The sequence below is a fragment of the Trinickia symbiotica genome, from assembly GCF_002934455.1.
GTDB lineage: Bacteria > Pseudomonadota > Gammaproteobacteria > Burkholderiales > Burkholderiaceae > Trinickia > Trinickia symbiotica.
Map to the genome: position 1 here is coordinate 50,310 of NZ_PTIR01000023.1, position 18,015 is coordinate 68,324.

Genomic DNA, 18,015 nt, shown 5'->3' on the forward strand with positions numbered 1-18,015 from the left:
AATTAGGACTCCCCACCGTTTTTGGCATCGTTCTTCCCCCTTGCCGTCGCGGGAATTGCAAGATGGAGCGGCTGCAGCAACTCGACGGCCAGCGCCTCGAACTCGCCGCCCGCGGCGAGTGCGTCGAAATCGGGGTACACGCGGCACAAGTAAGCGTTCATATCGCGCTCGCCCGGTTGCCACGACGTGCCTTCATAGGCCGCGCGCGCAGCGTCGCGCGCTTGCGTTTCGTCGGCGTCCGGCGAACCCTCGCGCGCGCCGTTGCCGTCGCCGTTGCGCCGCTTCCCGAGCCATGCGAACGCCGTGTTGACCGCGAGCGGCAACGGCCTGCGCATACCCTCGTCCCACGCGCGCAGCAATGCGAGCAGATGCGCGCGCGCTTCATCCGGTGCCACGGGCGCGAGCTCGATGCCGCCTACCTTACTGATCACCACCGTCGTAAGCGGGCCCGCCGCGAGCTGTGCGGCCAAGTGCGGGACCCAGAATGCGATGACTCTATCGCGGCGATACTTGTTGTCCTTGACGAGCGTGCTCGCATCGAGAATGACGTGGCCCAGTCCGCCGTCCGGGCTGCCGCGTAGACCGCCGATCCAGTCTTCGATCGAGCGCGCGCGGTCATCGAGCATCGCCTCGACACGCAGTTCGAATTGCTCTTCGAGCGCCTCGGGCCAACGTGCGAGCGCGGCCTGATAGCGCGCGAAGAGGTCCGGCATCGGCGCAAGCAGTTCCTCGCCGACGAGCTCGCCGAAACCGCCTTTCGCCAGATCGCCGCTGCGGTACATGCGCTCGAGACGCGCAAGCGCAGTCGGCATCAACTCTTCGTCGCCGCGCTCGAGCGCCGCGGTCTGCGCGCGGATCAACTCATTTTGAAGTTGCCACGTTTCGAGCCCATCGAGGGCGAACGGTTCGTCGTTCTCGCTGGCCGTCGCATCGGCCTCGAAGGCCACGCGCAGCCGTTGGCGGAAGAAACACTTGACCGGATCCTTCAAGAAGGCGGCCAGCTCGCGAACCGACAACGGCTCTTCGCGTTCGATGGGCGGCAACTTCGTCACGGCGCGGCGGGTTGCGTCGTCCGCCTGTTCTACTTGATTCCATTCGCTCGCGAAAGTGAACAGCTTCGAGGCGTGCGGATCGGCGGGAAAATAGTCGGCGCTGAAGGGCTGCAGCCGGTGCACGATCGTCAGTTCGTCGATAAGCGCGTCGGGCTTGCCGCTCTCGTCGCCCGCCAGGCGCCAGCCGGCCGACAGATGCTCGCGCAGCTGCCCCACCAGCACCGATGGCGGGCGCGGCGTGTTGTCGGTCACGCTGCGCCCGACCCATGACACATGCAGATGCTCACGTGCCGAGAGCAGCGCTTCGAGGAACAAATAACGATCGTCCTCACGGCGCGACCGATCGCCAGGCCGATAGCTCTGCCGCATCAGATCGAAGTCGAGCGGCGTCCGCGTGCGCGGGAAGTCGCCGTCGTTCATGCCGAGCAGACATACGCGGCGAAACGGAATCGCGCGCATCGGCATCAGCGTCGCGAACGTGACCGCGCCCGCGAAGAATCGCTGCGACAGGCCGCCTCCTTGGAATTGCGACAGCCAATAGTCCGCCACGATCGATAGCGGAAGCTCCTCGGTCAGCGCGGCGTCGTCACACTCGTCTCGCCATGCTTCGAGCGCGGCATCGAGACGGTCGAGGGTGTAGGCATCGTCGCTATCGGAGGGCGCGAAGAATGCGCCCTTGATCTTGCGCAGGCGCCTGCACCACTCATCGACGGTGGCCGGCTCGCGCAACGTGCGCCATGTCTCGTCGAGCGCCTCGATGAGGCGCGTCAACGGTCCGAGGAGCGCCGCGTCGAGCCCGCCGATTTCGGCATACGGCTCGATGTCGGACCACGCGTCCGACTTGTCGCCCACCGCGTAGCCGAGCAGCATTCGGCGCAGGCCAAAGGCCCACGTATTCGGCGCATCGTCGTCGCCCGCCTTCGGCAAACCGAGGCTCGCGCGTTGCTCGCCGTGCAGGCCCCAGCGAATGTTCGCGCCGCCGATCCCATGGTGCAGCGTCGGCACGTCGTCGGCCGCGATGCCGAAGCGCTCTCGCAGCGCGGGCACTTCGAGCAGGTCGAGCACATCGCTGACGGTCGTTCTCGATTGCGGCAGCGCAAGCAGCGTCTCGAGCGCGCCGAGCAGCGGGTCGAAGTCGCGTTGGCCCCGATCGGCGACGCTGAACGGGATGTGGCGCGAATCGCCCGCATCGAGCGAGCCGAACACGGCCTGCACGTGCGGCGCATAGGCCTCGATGTCGGGCACCATGACGATCACGTCGCGCGGGCGCAGCGTCGCATCGGCCGCAAATGCGGCGAGCAGTTGGTCGTGCAGGATCTCGACCTCGCGCTGCGGGCTGTGCGCGATATGAAAGCGAATCGATTGATCCGCGCGTGGGTCCACCGCCGGCCAGCGCTCGCCCGTTTCCGCGAGCGGCCGCAGATCGCGAATATCGTCCTGCAACTGTTGCAGCATCGTGGCGGTGCCGTCGCTCTCGAACAGATCGATACGCTGACCGATGCTCGCGAAGCGCGACGCATACGTGTTGCGGTCGGCGTCGCTGTCGAATTCGTCGAGCAAGCCGATGAAGTCGCGCCCCTGCTTGCCCCAGGCCGCGAGCAGCGGATGGGCGTAGAGGTGAAGCTCCGCCTCGTCGATCATCGCAGGCGCGCCTTGACGACGGCGCTGGCGCGAGCGCTGCGCACGCAACAGATCCTGGTCGGCGACGATGTCGGCCCAATAGTGCGCGCACGGGTTGTGCACGCACATCAGCACCTGCGTGAAGCTTGCCAGCGCGGCGAGCACTTCGAGCGATTGCCGAGGCAGGCTCGAGATTCCGAAAACGATGACGCGCGGCGGGAGCCCACGCGGCCGCTCACCGTCGCCCATGGCGGCGACACGTCGCAGAAATGCGTCGTGCACCGCCGCGCGGCCGGCCTTCGCCGCGTCGATGCCGTCCGGGCGGTGCGCGCGGACATCGTCGAGCAGCGCGCGCCACAACGCCGCCTGCCAGCGATGCTCGTCGGGCAGCGGCGTGCGCGCGTCGCGGGCATCGATCAGCACGTCGTCGTGCGCGGCCCATCTCGCGAGCCAATCCGCGCGATACAGCTGGTATTGGTCGAACAGTTCAGCCACACGTTGGGCGAGCTGGAACCGCTTACGCTGATCGTCGTCGTGCGCCATGAAGCGCTTGAGCGGGCCGTATTCCGGCAGCTCGAGCAGCGCCGGCAAGAGACGCGTCAACCGCCATACGAGCCGCGACTTGTCGAATGGCGAGACAGCCGGCACCGCGTCGGCGCCGAGCACCGCGCGGTAGACCTGCCAGAGAAACCGTGCGGGCAGCGACAAATCGAGCGCGGCGGAAATCCCGCAGCCGCCCTCTTCGGCATCGGCCGCGAACGCTAGCTTCAGCCACTGAGCGATCCCGTTGCTCTGCACGAGGATGACTTCGTTTTCCAACGGCGCCAGCGGGTACTGCTTGATCCATTCGATCATCAGCTCGCGCAGTCGCTCGGGCCGGTTGCCATGCACCAGCATCAGCCCGGCGGGAAGCGTTTGTGAGGTCAAACGGGACTCCATTAACGTGCTTGTGAATCCGGTCAGCGACGGCCCGTCGCAGAGACCGAGGGTAGTTTCGAAGAGATCGGCTCCGGACCGCGGCGAGCCGGCATACATATTAAGGCAGCATTGGACTCAAGGTCGTTCGGGAAAATCGGGGCACGGCAGCGCGCTTTCGGGACGCGATGCAGGAACTGACATCGTGCTCGGAAACCACCGCAAGAAATGCTAACCTCACAGGTCAATGAAGTCTCAGTCTTCAACGTGAATGGGCATCACTTTCGCCAACAAGGCGCTGTTGTGCGAGCAACTCAACGAAGAGAAGCCGATGGTCAAGACGCATGGGAACGAATTTCGGCCTGACTACGCCGTCGCGCCAGGCGAAGTGCTTGGCGAAGAACTGGAAGTACGCGGGATGACTCAGCAAGAGCTCGCAAAGCGGACGGGTCTGAGTCCGAACTACATTGTCTCGGTCGTCCAAGCGAAGTCGTCGATTACACCTGAAACCGCCCTCAAGTTCGAGAGGACGCTGGGCATGCCCGCTGACTATTGGTTAAACCTAGAAAGTGAATACCAGCAAGCGTTGCCGTGGGATTATGAATGAGAAAGGCGCGCAGTCATCCGCGCGCCAGGATCTTACGAGTTCCGCCCTTAAGCGGTGAACCGTTCCGCGCGGTACGGATCGAGCAGCTTCACGCGCAGACCGTCGATCATTTCGGTCACGATCAACTGTGAAAGAATCGCTCCCAAACTCACGCCGGCATTCGTCGTGATCGCCGCGATCCCAGGATTATCATCGCTGCGGCTGAACACCGGCAGACCATCAGCTGGGATCACGCGGCGCGTTTCGGTGACTTTTTCGACCTTCGCGCCTTTCAGCCCCGGGAGAATTGCGGCGGCAACTTCGACGAGTTGCTCGGGATTGGGTGCACTCGGGTCGCCAACGGGTGAACCCGAGAAATGCTGCGCGATGACCACTCGCCCGTCGAAGCGCTGGATGGCATGCACGTGCGAGCCGAGCACGACTTTATCGAAGAGTGGGGGCAGCGGCGCGAGGTGAACGACACTGCCGACGCTATGAACAAGCGGCGCTTTCAGTCCAACCTGTTCGGCCAACTCCGGATTGGCGATCCCGCCCGCGAATACGACGATATCGGCCTCACGCTTGCCCTTGGCGCTCGTCACCGTATATCCCCCCGCAGTTCGTTGCAGACTCGCGAATGCATCGTTCGCACTGTAGGAGGCTCCGAGCGCAATCGCTTCGTCAAGCATCGCAGCGGTCATCTGCACCGGCGCCATCATGCCTTCGTCCGGCGTGTAGGTGATGAATGTCTCGTCACCGGGATGCAGGGCCGGTTCGAGTTCGCGCGCCTCGGCGGCACTCACCTTGAACGTCGGACTCCCCCACCTCAGGCGGCGCTGCAGTTCCGCGTCGAGCTCCGTCGCTTGCTGAGTGCCTGGAATCGCCAGTTGCAGACACCCGCACCAGCGGATCGGCAGCTTCGCCTTCACCTCGTCCTGCAAATGGCGCCAACGCAGATGCGAGAGCCGATGAAGATTGAAATAGTCGCGTGCGCCGGCCTCGCTGAGCGTATCGGCATTGCGAAACTTCGTCTGATTCGTGATCCAGGCGAATGATCCCGCCGTCGCGCCGCTCGCTCTCTCATTGCGGTCGAGCACGGTGACGCGCGCGCCGCGGCGCGAGAAATCGTAGGCAAGAATGGCGCCGATGATGCCTGCGCCGACAATCAGGACGCGGGGAGAAGATATCGTCATGTTCGAACCTCGTTGTTGCTCACAGGAGAAAGCTTTTCGCGCGCTTGAGTCGGCTCCGAGTCCGCAAGCGGCAGATTGCATGTTTCCGGCGCCATCCGGTATGACACCAGCAAGCCCAGCGCAGCAATGCTGGCTGCGATCAGGAGCCCGTTCGCCGCGCCCCACTTCGCAATCGTGATCGGCAGCACGAATGTGCCGGCCGCCGCGCCGATGCGGCTCACCGACATCGCGAGGCCCATGCCGGTGGCACGAACGTCCGTCGGGAACACCTCATTGGGATAGACGAACTGCAGCGCCGAGCCGGCGGCTTCGGCGATTGTGAAAACGATGAACAGCGCGATGGCGAAAACAGCCAGCGCCGAGAGCGGCGTGGCGAGCGCGAACAACGAGAGCGTTGCGATAGTGCCCGCCGCGATCAGCAGCGGCCGGCGGCCGATGCGATTGATCACGAGCATGCCGAGCGCGGTGCCGACGATCGCGAAGGAGATGATCACGAGCGTGCCGCTGAGCACATGCGTCACGCCTAGCGATTTCAGCAGCAGCGGCTGAAATGTCTTGATGGCGAATGACGGCGCAATCTGACAGGTCCAGAACACAGAGCAGAAAAACACCATCCGGCCGTAACCGCGTGCAAACAAGTCCCGAAGGCTCGACAAGCCGAGCCCGGTGCGCGGCGCGCTCCGCGAAGTATGCGCAAGCAGGTGATCGAAGTCGGCCTGCCGCCCGAGATGTGTTTCGACGATCCGTCGCGCCTCGTCGATTCGTCCGACGGACACGAGCCAGCGCGGCGATTCGGGGATGTTCAGCCGAAGCACGAGGAAGATCGCGGATGGAATGGCCGCGCTGGCCAGCACGTAACGCCAGGTACTGCTATCGCCGGTATGGACGAACAGCCCGGTGGCAAGGCTCAGCGTGTAGCCGACCCACAAGCAGAGCACGAGGCTCGACAGAACAGGCCCGCGCAGCCGCCTTGGCAAGAACTCGGAGGCAAGCGCCGTTGCGATCGGATAGTCGGCGCCGAGCGCGATCCCCATGACGAGGCGCAGCGCGAAGAGCGCCGTCGCACCCGTGACGAAAAGGTGCGCGATCGAGCAGAGGACAAACACCGCCAGATTGAGCACATACATCGATTGGCGCCCGAACCGGTCCGTCATCGGACCGAACACGATTCCACCGACGAACATACCAAGCAAGCTCGCCGCGCCGATCAGCCCCGCTTGGGCCGCGCTCAGATGTAAATCGCGCGCGATGAGCGGCAACGCTACAACGATGATCCCGAGCAAGTAACCGTCGCAAAACGGTCCGCCGGCGGCGACGAGCGCGACGCGTCGATGAAAGCGACTGGTAGGCAATTCGTCGAGGCTGACACGTCTCTCTGTCATGGTGGGGCTCCCGATGCTTACATGTGGGGTAGAGGCGGCTTCTTCTCATCCGCTTGCATCAAGGCTAGAGACGCGTTAAATATCGGTCAATGTCGTTCTTTATTTACGTCATATCGAAGGGATCGATATGTTGTTCAGCGAAGAGATCAATACGTTTCTAGCGGTCGTGCGCACCGGAAGCCTGTTGCAAGCGGCGGAGATCGTATGCGCGACGCAGTCGACGGTTTCCTATCGCATTCAGGCGCTCGAACGACGGATCGGCCATTCGTTGCTGCTGCGGTCGCGCGGCTCGCGACGAATCGCGCTCACGCCGCATGGCGAGCGGTTCCTCGATATCGCCGAACGGTGGAAGCGCCTCGAGATGGAGGCCGAGCAGTTGAAAATGGAAAGCGATCGCTATCTGGCGATTGGCGCTGTCGATGCCGTTGCGATCCACGTGCTGCCGCCGTTCGTGGCCGAACTATCGCGCGAAGATCCGCCGATCCGCCTGCACCTGGAAAGCGGGCGGTACTGGCAGCTGGCAAACAGAGTCGCATCGGGACACCTCAACGCCGCATTTACTTTGTCGCCCGCCGACCATGCCGATCTCGTATCGACTCGAATTCGAAGCTACGCCATGCGGATCGCCTACATGCCGCAAAACGGAGAGCAGGAGATCGAGGAGTGCGCCGATTTGACGAGCTTTGATTACTCGCGCGAGGTCTACCTGCCCTGGTCGGGGCAGTTCGATTTGTGGCGCACGAAGCGCGGGCTGCTCAGGCCGCTGAACTCGGCCGATAAGAGCCATTTACTTGCGCCGTTGCTCAAGCGTCCGGGCGCGTGGGCGCTGGTGCCGTCGTTCATGGTGGAGGCGTTGCGCGCGCAGACGGGTTGCTCGATCCACCGACTCGCGCATCAGCCCCCGCCTGACATTGCGCTATACAGGATCTCGCGCAGGCACGATAGTACGTTCGCCGAGCGCGATTCGGAGGCTGTGGAGCGGGCGCTAAGAGCGTTGCAAGCTTAGGCAGGACTTCGCGTGGAGGGAAATCGCGATGGAATCCAGCGAGAGCATGCTTGAGACCCGACTCGTGCGCGTACGCGGAACGGTGCAAGGTATGGGGTATCGGGATGCGTGCGTCGAGCACGCAAGGGCGTTGGGCATCAGCGGATGGGTGCGCAATCGGATGGACGGATCGGTCGAGGCGATGTTGCAAGGATCGACCGAGCAGGTTGCCGAGATGTGCGAGTGGCTGGAGGACGGGATGCCGACCGCTTTGGTCGAGGAAATGGAGATTGCCGACATCGCGCCGCCGTTTCCGCGCTTCAACGGGTTCGAGCAGCTACCCACGGTTTGAGGCGCGGCGCGTCAGTGCCGCTGCCGCGCTTGTCGGAACCAGGCGCTAGATCACCCACTTGCCGCTGCGCATAGCGTCTTCCAACATCCCCAGCGTGAGTTGCCACCCGCCTAGCGTTTCTCGAGCCCGCTTGCTGAACGGCACTTTGAGCAGCGTGACAAAGAAGTCCTTCCGATTGAGTTCACTGGCCGGATAATAGTGCCCAAGGTCGAAAGCGGACATGTCGACGTCGAACGCAGTAGCCCATTCGCGCAGTACCTGCTCAATCTCGTCCGGCTCCATGTCCAGGTCGTGGTAAAGATCGGTATTCCTCGTAAGCCGGTTCTCGCCAAAGATCGGTTTCGCAAGCCTTGGCTCGAAGAATCTCACGAGCTGTACCCATGTCTCGTTTGATTCGGGCATTTACAGTCTATCCTCCGGCTTCACCATCCGGTTGTACGCGTTGACAGAACGGAAAATGATCATTGACGCGTCGGAGGCAAATACCACCCAGCCTACCCCCGGTATCGCGCGCCCGACAAAGACGCCGAGGTTGCCGGTGAACTTGAGTCGCAGCGTCACCAAGCTAGTGAACGATGTAACGGTGGGCAGCACTTTTCGCTTGATCTCGTATGGAAGGAGCCTTCGCGAGACGACCGAGGCGATTGACGTGCCCTTGACTGCGCCGTTGAATTTTCCCCTCGTCGGTATAAAACGCTGCCCAAGCAAATCATCGAGACGCTGACAAGGTCCTCGATGCCGGTTTGCTTGCAAGTTTCGTCGAGCACGACGAGGAAGAACAGCTCGGCGGGCGTCAGCCCCTCGGGTATGCCATATCGATAAGTGTTGCTCACTCGGCCCTCTCTTTTGTCTAACTTTTGAGCCGAGGATAGCCGACACGCGCGCAGCGATCAAGAACACCGCGTCCTTACGCCGCTTCGGCCGACCCTCGAGCCGCCCTCGAGAGTCGCCGCGATCAGACCGCTACTGCAAAGACGCCCATGTCGTCCCGAAAATGCTCGATTGATCGATCCCGGGGAAGTCGACGAACGCTTTGCTGCAATCGAGCACGCTGCTCGTCGGCAGGTTCTCCTGCACTGTGCCGTTGACGACGACGCGGTTCGCCGTCGATGCGGCAATAGGCAGATTCACATGCTGGACCGTCAGATTGGCGTCGGACGAGATCAGCGAGATCCCCGTCGGCGTATCCGCCACCACGTTCGTCAGCGACATCACGAGCGGAAAGGCCGGCTCTCCGAAGCCGCCCGTGTTGGCCTCGAACCCCTGCAGCTTCACACCGGCATTGCCCATGATCACGACGTTGTTGAGCGAGATGTCATGGAAGTTCGGATACAGCGGACCGGTCGACGGCACGGCCTTCGTGCTGTAGTACGGCGTGAACAACAACGCGTTCGTCGCATCCTGGATGCAGATGTTCGAGTACTGGATGTGGCTGACCTCGCCGCCGCGCGCATAGTCTGACTTGATACGCAGCCCTTCCTCGGAATTCCAGAACGAATTGTCGAAGACCTGCACGTTCGTGACGCCCGCATTCGTTTCGCTGCCGATCGAAATCCCATGCCCCCAATAGATGTGGTTGTGGGCAATGACGACGCCCCACTTGCGATCGGATCTCACGTCGCGGTTGCCGTCGATGCCGAACAGCCCCGAGCCGGCCGGCGACGGATTGGCGCTCCCCTTGAGCGCGATATCGTCGTCGCCCGTGCTCACGTAGTTGTACGCGAACACGAAGTTCTTTAGATAACCGTCGAAAGAGATGGGACTCGCGGACGTCGTCGTGCTGCCCGTCGATAGCGTCGCCGAGATGGCCTTCGATGCCGAGCCCGGATCGAACGCGTCGGTGTTCTTGACGTTGTCGCGATTGAAGGTCTGCCCCGTATAAAGCGGGTTGCCATTGCCTGCGGGATTCGCGAACGCGGCGAGGTTCGGCGTCTGCACCTTCACGCCCCATATGGTCAAACCGTCGACGCCGCTCGGCACCACATGGAAATTCGGGCTGTTGCTCAGCGTGATTCGATAGAGCGACAGGTTCTTCGCGTAGTTGAACACCATCAGACGGAAGTTCGACTGCGAGCCGACGCCGGTCGTGCCGTTGTCGACCATGTTGCCGAGATAGGCAAGGTCCCACCACGTCATGTTGCGCGCCGGCGACTTTGAATCGACGACCGTGCCGCCGTCATCGCAAGCGGTGCCGTCGGCTGCAACGGTGCCGGTCTTGTAGGCCGCGTAAGTGTTCGAGCACGTCAGATCGACTTTCATCAACGGATACTTCGCATCGGACGTGACGATCTCCGCATAGCCGCGTCCGTCGATGCGCCCGTCGCCGACCACGGCGGAGTTCACGAGGTTTGTTCCGGTAATCAGCGCCAGGCAGTTGGACGAACTGCCGGCCTTCGTCGCGCTGACGGCGGTATTGCCGCAATACGGCCCCGCCACGTTCGGCGAATAAGCCTTGACGTCGCGCGATGCGTAGAGCGTAGCGCCCTTGTCGATCCATAGCGTCACGCCAGACGGCAGCGTCAACGGACCGCTGATGAAACTGTTGCCCGGCCCCGTGCTGCTCACGACGAGCCGTACGGCGAACTTGGTGGCGCGGTACTTGGATTTGGCCAGCTCGTCACCCGACGCGCCGGAGATGTTGACGTTAGGAACCGCGGCCGCCACCTCGGAAGCGGTCGCGGCGGCGTCGGCAGCCGCGATCGTTGTGCCAACTTGGGCATCGACGGATGCCCCGCAAGCATCGAGTGCCGCCTGTATACGAGCTTGGTCCGGATTCGCGGTGGCTGTGGAGACCGCCTTGCCCACGCCCACGATAGAAGGATCCGCTTCCGGCGGCAGCGAGCCGTCCGGCCGGCTCACGAGCGAATTGCTCGCTTCGAGCGTGCTGCAAACTTGCGCATCGGTCGGCAGCGTCGGTTCTGCCGGCAAGTTTGCATCGAACGTCGTCGTGCCGACTTGGAAGACGCTGTTGACCGTCGGTGTCGCGGCGGCTGCGATCGGCGCGTCGTCGCTGCCGCCGCATGCGGCCAACGTCGTGGCGGCGGCCAATAGCGCCGCGAACAGGCCAAGGGGCCTCGATCTTCTCTTCAAAGCGGGAAAGCGGGATGTCATGACGCGTGTCTCCATGTCGTGGCCTCGCTGGCAGGCGATGCCGGTTGGTTTTTTCTGTGGAGCAGACGAGATCGGGCAACTCGACACCGGCCCCTCCGCGGGACGGTGCGGCCGTACGAGACAAGGAGCGGGCATCTCCCTTCGTACGCGATCATCGTCATCAGTCGTCCTACAACATCTAGCGCAGCAAGCGCAGCGGAAGAAATAGCCATCGCGCGATCGCGATTATCGCGCGTGACAATTCTCCGTTTTCGCGAAACCTTCGAATTTCCTTCGAACGCTTGCCTCGCCGAGTCGCAGCACGACGGCCCGCTTATCCTACCGTGGCGCCCTCATTCCGCGCACCTAAGGGTAACTACCGAGTGAGCGAAGAGACGCATATCCGTAAAGTCGCGCAACGTGTCGTACGATGTACGATCTTCGGAGACAGGCTTTAGAACCAGGAAACTGACGATGAAAAAGACATTCACACGCTCCCGCGTGGCGCTTGCAGCGGCGCTGCTCGCCGGCTTCGCCATGTCCGCGCAGGCACGCGTTTTCCGCTCGGCGGACGTGCACGGCGACAACTTCCCGACCAACATGGCCGTGAAGTTCATGAGCGACGAGCTCTCGAAGGAGACCGGCGGCAAAGACTCGATCAAGGTGTTCGGCAACAGCGCGCTCGGCTCCGAAAAGGACACGATCGATCAAGTGCGGATTGGCGCGATCGACATGGTTCGCGCGAACGGTGCCGCATTCAACGAGATCGTGCCCGAGTCGCTCATTCCGTCGTTCCCGTTCCTGTTCCGCGACATCGATCATTTCCGCAAGGTGATGTACGGCCCCGAAGGTCAGAAGATCCTCGATGCGTTCAAAGCGAAGGGCATGATCGCGCTGACCTTCTATGAGAGCGGCGCGCGTTCGATTTATGCGAAGCGCCCGGTGCGTACGCCCGCCGACATGAAGGGCCTCAAAGTGCGAGTGCAGCCGTCGGACCTGATGGTCGACGAGATCAAGGCGATGGGCGGCACGCCGACGCCGATGCCGTTCGCCGAGGTCTACACGGGTCTGAAGACGGGGCTCGTCGACGCAGCGGAAAACAACTTGCCGTCCTACGAAGAGACGAAGCACTTCGAGGTCGCGCAGGAGTACTCGGAAACGCAGCACGCGATGACGCCGGAAGTGCTCGTGTTCTCGAAGAAGGTATGGGATACGCTGACGCCGCAGGAACAGACGGCCATCAAGAAGGCGGCGGCCGATTCGGTGCCCTATTACCAGAAATTGTGGACCGCGCGTGAAGCCGAGGCGCAGGACACCGTGACGAAGGGCGGCGCGAAGATCATCCCCGCGGCGCAGGTGGACCGCGCGGCGTTCGTGAAGGCCATGCAGCCGCTCTGGACGAAGTACGAGAAGACGCCGGAGATGAAGCAGATCGTCGACGAAATCCAGGCGATCAGGTAACGACGCGCGACGCGCGTTCATCAGGCAACGCCCGCACGTCCTCCGGCCGATGGCCGGCGGCGAGGCGGGCGGTATTCGTTGAAGGACCGAAGTCATGAAGCTCCTCAAGCGCTCGAACGATGCGCTCTTTCGGGCGCTCGCCATCGTTGCGTCCGTCTGTCTCATCGCACTCACCGTGCTCGTGTTCTACGGCGTCGTGATGCGTTACGTCTTCGATAACGCGCCCGATTTTGTCGAGCCCATCGCACTGCTGCTCGTCGTCACGATCGCGATGTTCGGCGCCGCGTTGAAAGTTCGCGACGGCGGCCACATCGGCCTCGATTCGTTCGTGCAGCGCTTATCGCCGAAGGCTCGCACGGTAGCGATCGCATTCCAGCACCTGTGCCTGATCGGATTCGCCATCGCGATCATCGTCGGATGCGGGAGCATGGCGAGCACGACGATGGAAGACCGTATTCCGATTCTCGGGTTGCCCGAGGGACTGCGCTACATGATCGCGCTTCCGGCCGGCATCGCGATGATCCTTTTCTCGCTCGAGCACTTGCTTGCGCTCCGTAGTCACGAACACCGTTAAAAGTCATGGAACTTGCGATCCTCGCTGGCAGTTTTCTGCTGTTTCTCGTCCTCGGCGTGCCCGTCTCGTTCGCGCTCGGGCTTTCGTGCGTGGCCACCTATTTCGCCGAAGGCCTGCCGATTGCGACCGCGATGCAGTCGATGGTCTCGGGAATGAATGCCTTCTCGTTCCTCGCCGTGCCGTTCTTTATTTTCTCGGGCGAGCTGATGTTGCACGGCGGCATTGCCGACCGCATCCTGCGGTTCGCGCAGGCCGCCGTCGGCCACTTCCGCGGCGGTCTCGGCATGGCGAATGTCGTCGCTTGCACGCTCTTCGGCGGCGTTTCGGGCTCGCCGACGGCCGACACGTCGGCGATGGGCGGTGTGGTCATTCCGTTGATGAAGCGCGAAGGCTATAGCGCGGCGTATGCGGTCAACGTGACGACGCACGCGTCCTTGGCCGGCGCGCTGATGCCGACGTCAACGAACATGATCATCTATGCTTTCGCCGCGCAGGGCATTACGGGCATGCTCAATGGGCATCCGGTGAGCGGCGTGTCGATCGGCGACTTGCTGTTTTCGGGCCTTTTGCCGGTGCTGTGGGTGATGGGCTTCGTGCTTGCCGCCGCCTACTGGCAGGCCGTGCGTCACGGTTATCCGCGTCGCGCCGATGGGTCGAGCGAATTGCCGAAGTTTCCGGGCTGGTATGCCGTCGCGCGCAGTTTTGCGGGCGCTGTGCCGGGGCTCATGGTGATTGCCATCATTCTCGTCTGTGTCGCGAAGGGGATTGCCACGGCGACGGAGGCCGCCGCGATCGCCGTGGTCTACTCGCTCGTACTCACGGCTGTCGTCTACCGCACGCTCAATCGCGCGAAGCTGTGGCGCGCCCTGTCGCACGCCGCGCGCACGACGGGCGTTGTCTTGCTGCTGATCGCCGTGTCCAATATGCTGCGCTTCCAGATGTCGTATCTGGAGATTCCGGATGCGATCGAGGCGTTGCTGAAGCAATCGAGCGCCGCGCCTTGGCTGATGCTGCTCTACATCAATGTCCTGCAGGTGTTCCTCGGCACGTTCGTCGACATGGCGGCGCACATCCTGATCACGACGCCACTGTTCCTGCCGATTGCGATGGCTTGCGGTGTCGGTCCGGTGCAGTTCGGCATCATGCTGCTGCTCAACTGCTCGCTCGGGCTCGTGCATCCGCCGATCGGGTCCGTGCAGTTTGTCGGATGCGCGATCGGCAATGTCTCGATCGGGGAAACGACGAAGGTTGCCTGGCCGTATTACCTCGCGATATTCAGTGCGATCAATATCGTGACGTATTTGCCGTTTTTCTCGACCTGGCTGCCCAGCCTCATCAGCGGACATCCGGTTTATTGATTCGGTGCGGGCCGCCTGGCGCGATGCGCTCAGGCGGCATTGCGAAGCGGCAAGGCTGCGGAGCGGGCCCGATGATGAGCCCGTGGCCGCAAGAGAGAGCGTTGCGCCGTGCCGCCCGAGACACTCGTCGCGGATCAGATCCGCGACGTCCACATCGACATCAGAACCGCCGGTCGAAATCCGTTCCCGGCGCAAACGACACGCCGCGAAGCACTTCAGCGAACCCCGCCGTGCGCAGCGTCACGAACTTTTCGTGCGCAGCCCACGCGGCGCTCGTGTTCTTGAGCAGATCGCGAATCGCCACGAGCTTGTTCGGATCAGCGCCCGTATCGCCATTGCCGCTGACCGTCGACGTGATGGCCCAGATCGTCACCGTGCCGTCGTCGTCGGCGCGGCCCGTCAGGTTGCGCAGCCCATCCGTCGCGGGCGCCCACGGCAGGCCCGTCGCCGAGTTGTACCCGGCCGGGTAGCCCGGCACCGCGTACGGCTTGCCGAGGTCGAGGCCAGCCTGCAGCGTGTACGCGAGCGTCCACGTCTTCGTGGCGGCGTTGTACACCCACTTCTGCAGCCCTGCCGTCGTTTGCGCTCCGGCATGCGTATCGAGATCCGCACCGCCCACGTAGCCGTCGCCTTCATCGGCCACATAGAGCGTATTCGCATCGGCGAACCAGAGGCCGAACGGATAGGAAAGCTTAGTAGCCGTCTTGTTCGGCGTCGACGGGAAGCCGGCCAGAATGCAAAGATTGTTCGGCAGCCCTGAGCTTTGCAGCGTCGCCGCGTTATAGGCGAGCGCTGTGCTCGGAAGCTTTGCGTTCGGCCCCGGCACACCCACGCCCGACGGACACGCGTTGCCCGTCGTATCGAGGAAGTACACGGTATTGACGCCGTTGCCGCCGCTGCCCTTCGTCAAGTACAGGACGTTGTTGAAGATCGTCATGCCGCGAAAGTTGTCGTCCTTTCCGATCTTGTCCGCCTTCGCACCGAGCTCGGTGACGGAGAAACTGCCGACCGGCGTCGGCGTACCGGGGATCTGCTTCGCTTCGGACTCATGCGAAGGAACGACGAGCTGCGCGCCGGCGCCGAGGATCACGCCATCCGGTTGCGGGTTCGCGCCATTGCCGGCATTGCCGACGGTGTAAAACACGTCCTCACCGTCGCGGTCGTTCAGAATCGCGCTGCGTCCGTTGTTGCCGCTGTAGGCGTTGGTTTCCGTGAAGCGGAAATGCCCTTCGCGGTCCATGCGCGCGACAGCGCGATAGAACGACTGGCCGACGGGATTGGTAGGATCGACCGCGTCCGGCGTGTTCGAGTTCGATACGTCGAGCGTGTTGACGGGCGCGACGTATCCCATGAACGTCAGGTACTTGCCGTTCGTGGAGAGGTGCAGCCCGAGCTCCGACTTCGAGCTGAAGCTCGTGACGAGCTCGTCGTGCGTCGAGCCGCTTTGCAAGCTGTTCGGCACCTCGAGCGTGCTGACGAGCGCCCCGCCCGGCGTGATTTGATCGAGGAAGACTCGCGACGTGATGCCGAAGCTGCCGTCATAGAGATCGTTGTTCCAGACGTACGGGTAGGTGCCGTCGTACGGAGCGCCGGTCGCCGCGCCGCAGCCGCCTTTGGTGCTGGCGCAGTTCGGCGGGAGGATTGCCCCGGTTTGAACGTTGCTCGAAAGGTTGTCGTAAACGCTCCGGCTGACTACCAACATGCCGGGATAAAAATGGCTGTCGCGGTGCGAGTCGGACTGCTCCGCGTGTGCGCTGAGGCTGGCGGCAATCAAGGTCAGCGCGAAAAGCGAAGCGCGCCCGGCTTGCAACGGGCGATGATTTGTCGGACGAAGGGACGTCGTTGTCATTCTGGAGTCTCCGCAGGGGAATCGAGTGGATTTGTTCTAAGACGGACCAGCAGGTGAACCACGCGCTACCCTAGAGGCGCTTGATGACCGTTTGATTGCAGCTATTTGGCCGTGCTAAGCGAGGAAGGCTATCGGTGTATTGCTCTCCGGTTAACCCCCGGAGGCTGGCGGCGCGACCATCTGACCGACATTGATGCGGGACCACCGCGGTATCCGAGGCCGTGGCAGGAAATATGCGGGAGCTGAATGGAGGACTGTCGTATGGCACGCGGGCGCGCGTGTGCAAGACCTACCTCGTATGCCGGGCTGCGGCCCGCCTGCGGTATTTTTTGGAAGCTCGGTGAATGAGGTACGTCATATGGCTCGCCTGTCTGGTCGGCACTCCAGCGGCATTGGAAGGCATCGCCCGCATCGATCCCACAGCCGCTGACATCCTTCTTACAGCACTAGCGGCATTCTTCGCCTTATGTGCATCGGTCGGTATCGTGTACACGTTCGCGGCGACCGCACTGGTCTGGCGATTCTTCAAGAAGCCCAAGGCCGAACCCTCGAGCTTTCCGCCCATCACGATCGTAAAACCCCTATCCGGCGACGAATGGGGGCTTCTCGACGGCCTCGCAAGCTTCTGCCGGCAAGATTATGCGGGCGCCATCCAATTCCTGTTCGGCGTCCAGCAAAGCGAAGACCCCGCGTTAAAAGCCGTCGAGAAATTGAAGCAGCTTTTTCCGGAAGCGCACATCACCGTCATCATCGATCCGCGCCTGCATGGCCCGAATCGAAAGGTCAGCAATCTCATCAACATGATGCCGCATGCAGTGCACGATGTTTTCGTATTTGCCGATAGCGACATCCGCGTCTCACCAGACTATCTCCGGCGTGTCATCGGCGAGTTGCAAAAACCGAACGTCGGCCTCGTGACTTGCCTTTACCGCGGCCGACCGGCGCCGGGATTCTGGCCGCACCTATCGGCGCAGGGCATCAACTACAACTTCCTGCCAAGCGTCGTTACGGGGCTTGCACTAAGGATCGCCCGGCCATGCTTTGGGCAGACGATCGCGACGCGGCGCGAGACGCTCGCCAGGATTGGCGGCTTCGCGCGCTTTGGGCACATCCTCGTTGAAGACAACGCTATCGGCGAAGCAGTGCGGGGCGCGGGCGAGCAGGCCGCCATCCCGCCGATCGTCATTTCCCATAATTCGGCTGAACCGACTTTCAGCGCACTGACTGCGCACGAGCTTCGCTGGAGCCGCTCGCTGCGCATCATGGATCCGCTTGGCCATCTGGGCTCAGTGCTCACGCACCCGTTCCCGCTCGCGCTCATGGCGGCCGGCTTGTCCGGCGGTGCGATATGGTCATGGCCGCTCGCGATCGTCGCGCTGCTGGCGCGCGTCGCACTGAAGTTAGTCGCTGACGCCGCGGTGCACGAGCGGTGCCGCGACTTATGGTTGCTGCCGTTGCGGGACCTCTACTCGGTCGCGATCCTGATCGCGAGTTTCTTCTCGACGCGCGTGGTCTGGCGCGGCGCCAGTTTCGATGTCGGCCCGAAAGGCCTTTTGAATCCGCTTCAAGATGATTGAGCAGGACTTACGGTCGTTTTC

13 protein-coding genes and 1 pseudogene are annotated in these 18,015 nt (G+C 62.8%); 7 read left to right on the plus strand and 7 right to left on the minus strand.

All coding sequences use genetic code 11. The features are described from left to right. Positions 1-2: 2 nt before the first annotated feature. Positions 3-3,599 carry an exodeoxyribonuclease V subunit gamma gene (gene recC / locus B0G57_RS25825; RefSeq protein ID WP_223258740.1) on the minus strand — a complete coding sequence of 1,199 codons (3,597 nt, stop codon included), beginning with the start codon at positions 3,597-3,599 and terminating at the stop codon, positions 3-5. A 259-nt stretch (positions 3,600-3,858) separates the two neighbouring features. Here recC and B0G57_RS25830 point away from each other — a divergent pair, with 259 nt between their 5' ends. After that, a complete protein-coding gene (locus B0G57_RS25830; RefSeq protein ID WP_018441742.1) occupies positions 3,859-4,194 on the plus strand; it encodes a HigA family addiction module antitoxin in 336 nt (111 codons plus the stop codon). 47 nt (positions 4,195-4,241) lie between these two features. Here the strand turns inward: B0G57_RS25830 and B0G57_RS25835 are convergent, their stop codons facing one another. After that, positions 4,242-5,366 (minus strand): NAD(P)/FAD-dependent oxidoreductase, encoded by a 1,125-nt coding sequence (locus B0G57_RS25835; protein ID WP_018441743.1) that lies wholly within the window; start codon positions 5,364-5,366, stop codon positions 4,242-4,244. Next, on the minus strand, positions 5,363-6,748 hold the full coding sequence (locus B0G57_RS25840; RefSeq protein WP_018441744.1) for an MFS transporter: 1,386 nt from the start codon (positions 6,746-6,748) through the stop codon (positions 5,363-5,365). The genes B0G57_RS25835 and B0G57_RS25840 overlap by 4 nt, the downstream gene beginning before the upstream one ends. A 127-nt stretch (positions 6,749-6,875) precedes the next feature. On the opposite strand from B0G57_RS25840, the gene B0G57_RS25845 reads away from it, so the two are divergent. Both B0G57_RS25845 and B0G57_RS25850 read left to right on the plus strand, forming a co-directional pair. Next, entirely contained in the window at positions 6,876-7,754 is an 879-nt protein-coding gene (locus tag B0G57_RS25845) for a LysR family transcriptional regulator (RefSeq protein WP_018441745.1), read from the plus strand. A 28-nt stretch (positions 7,755-7,782) separates the two neighbouring features. Continuing rightward, a complete protein-coding gene (locus B0G57_RS25850) occupies positions 7,783-8,085 on the plus strand; it encodes an acylphosphatase (RefSeq protein WP_018441746.1) in 303 nt (100 codons plus the stop codon). 45 nt (positions 8,086-8,130) lie between these two features. Here the strand turns inward: B0G57_RS25850 and B0G57_RS25855 are convergent, their stop codons facing one another. The 3 genes and pseudogenes from B0G57_RS25855 to B0G57_RS25865 all read right to left on the minus strand — a co-directional run bounded on the left by B0G57_RS25855 (position 8,131) and on the right by B0G57_RS25865 (position 11,196). Beyond that, positions 8,131-8,487, minus strand: coding sequence for a DUF1493 family protein (locus B0G57_RS25855; protein ID WP_018441747.1), 357 nt, complete (start codon positions 8,485-8,487; stop codon positions 8,131-8,133). After that, positions 8,488-8,918 (minus strand): annotated as a pseudogene (locus tag B0G57_RS32425) (STM2901 family protein). Positions 8,919-9,048: 130 nt separating this feature from the next. After that, on the minus strand, positions 9,049-11,196 hold the full coding sequence (locus B0G57_RS25865) for a glycoside hydrolase family 28 protein (RefSeq protein WP_026229860.1): 2,148 nt from the start codon (positions 11,194-11,196) through the stop codon (positions 9,049-9,051). A 453-nt stretch (positions 11,197-11,649) separates the two neighbouring features. Between B0G57_RS25865 and B0G57_RS25870 the strand changes: the two genes are divergently transcribed. From B0G57_RS25870 to B0G57_RS25880, 3 genes are all read left to right on the plus strand, one after another. Further along, positions 11,650-12,636 (plus strand): TRAP transporter substrate-binding protein, encoded by a 987-nt coding sequence (locus B0G57_RS25870; RefSeq protein ID WP_018441750.1) that lies wholly within the window; start codon positions 11,650-11,652, stop codon positions 12,634-12,636. Positions 12,637-12,730: 94 nt separating this feature from the next. Next, on the plus strand, positions 12,731-13,210 hold the full coding sequence (locus B0G57_RS25875) for a TRAP transporter small permease (RefSeq protein WP_018441751.1): 480 nt from the start codon (positions 12,731-12,733) through the stop codon (positions 13,208-13,210). Positions 13,211-13,215: 5 nt separating this feature from the next. Continuing rightward, positions 13,216-14,568, plus strand: a complete 1,353-nt coding sequence (locus B0G57_RS25880; protein WP_018441752.1) for a TRAP transporter large permease — start codon at positions 13,216-13,218, stop codon at positions 14,566-14,568. A 160-nt stretch (positions 14,569-14,728) separates the two neighbouring features. Here the strand turns inward: B0G57_RS25880 and B0G57_RS25885 are convergent, their stop codons facing one another. Further along, positions 14,729-16,417, minus strand: a complete 1,689-nt coding sequence (locus B0G57_RS25885) for a hypothetical protein (protein ID WP_018441753.1) — start codon at positions 16,415-16,417, stop codon at positions 14,729-14,731. A gap of 344 nt (positions 16,418-16,761) precedes the next feature. Between B0G57_RS25885 and hpnI the strand changes: the two genes are divergently transcribed. After that, complete coding sequence (gene hpnI / locus B0G57_RS25890; RefSeq protein ID WP_020566309.1) at positions 16,762-17,994, plus strand: bacteriohopanetetrol glucosamine biosynthesis glycosyltransferase HpnI; 1,233 nt, start codon at positions 16,762-16,764, stop codon at positions 17,992-17,994. Positions 17,995-18,015: the final 21 nt, after the last annotated feature.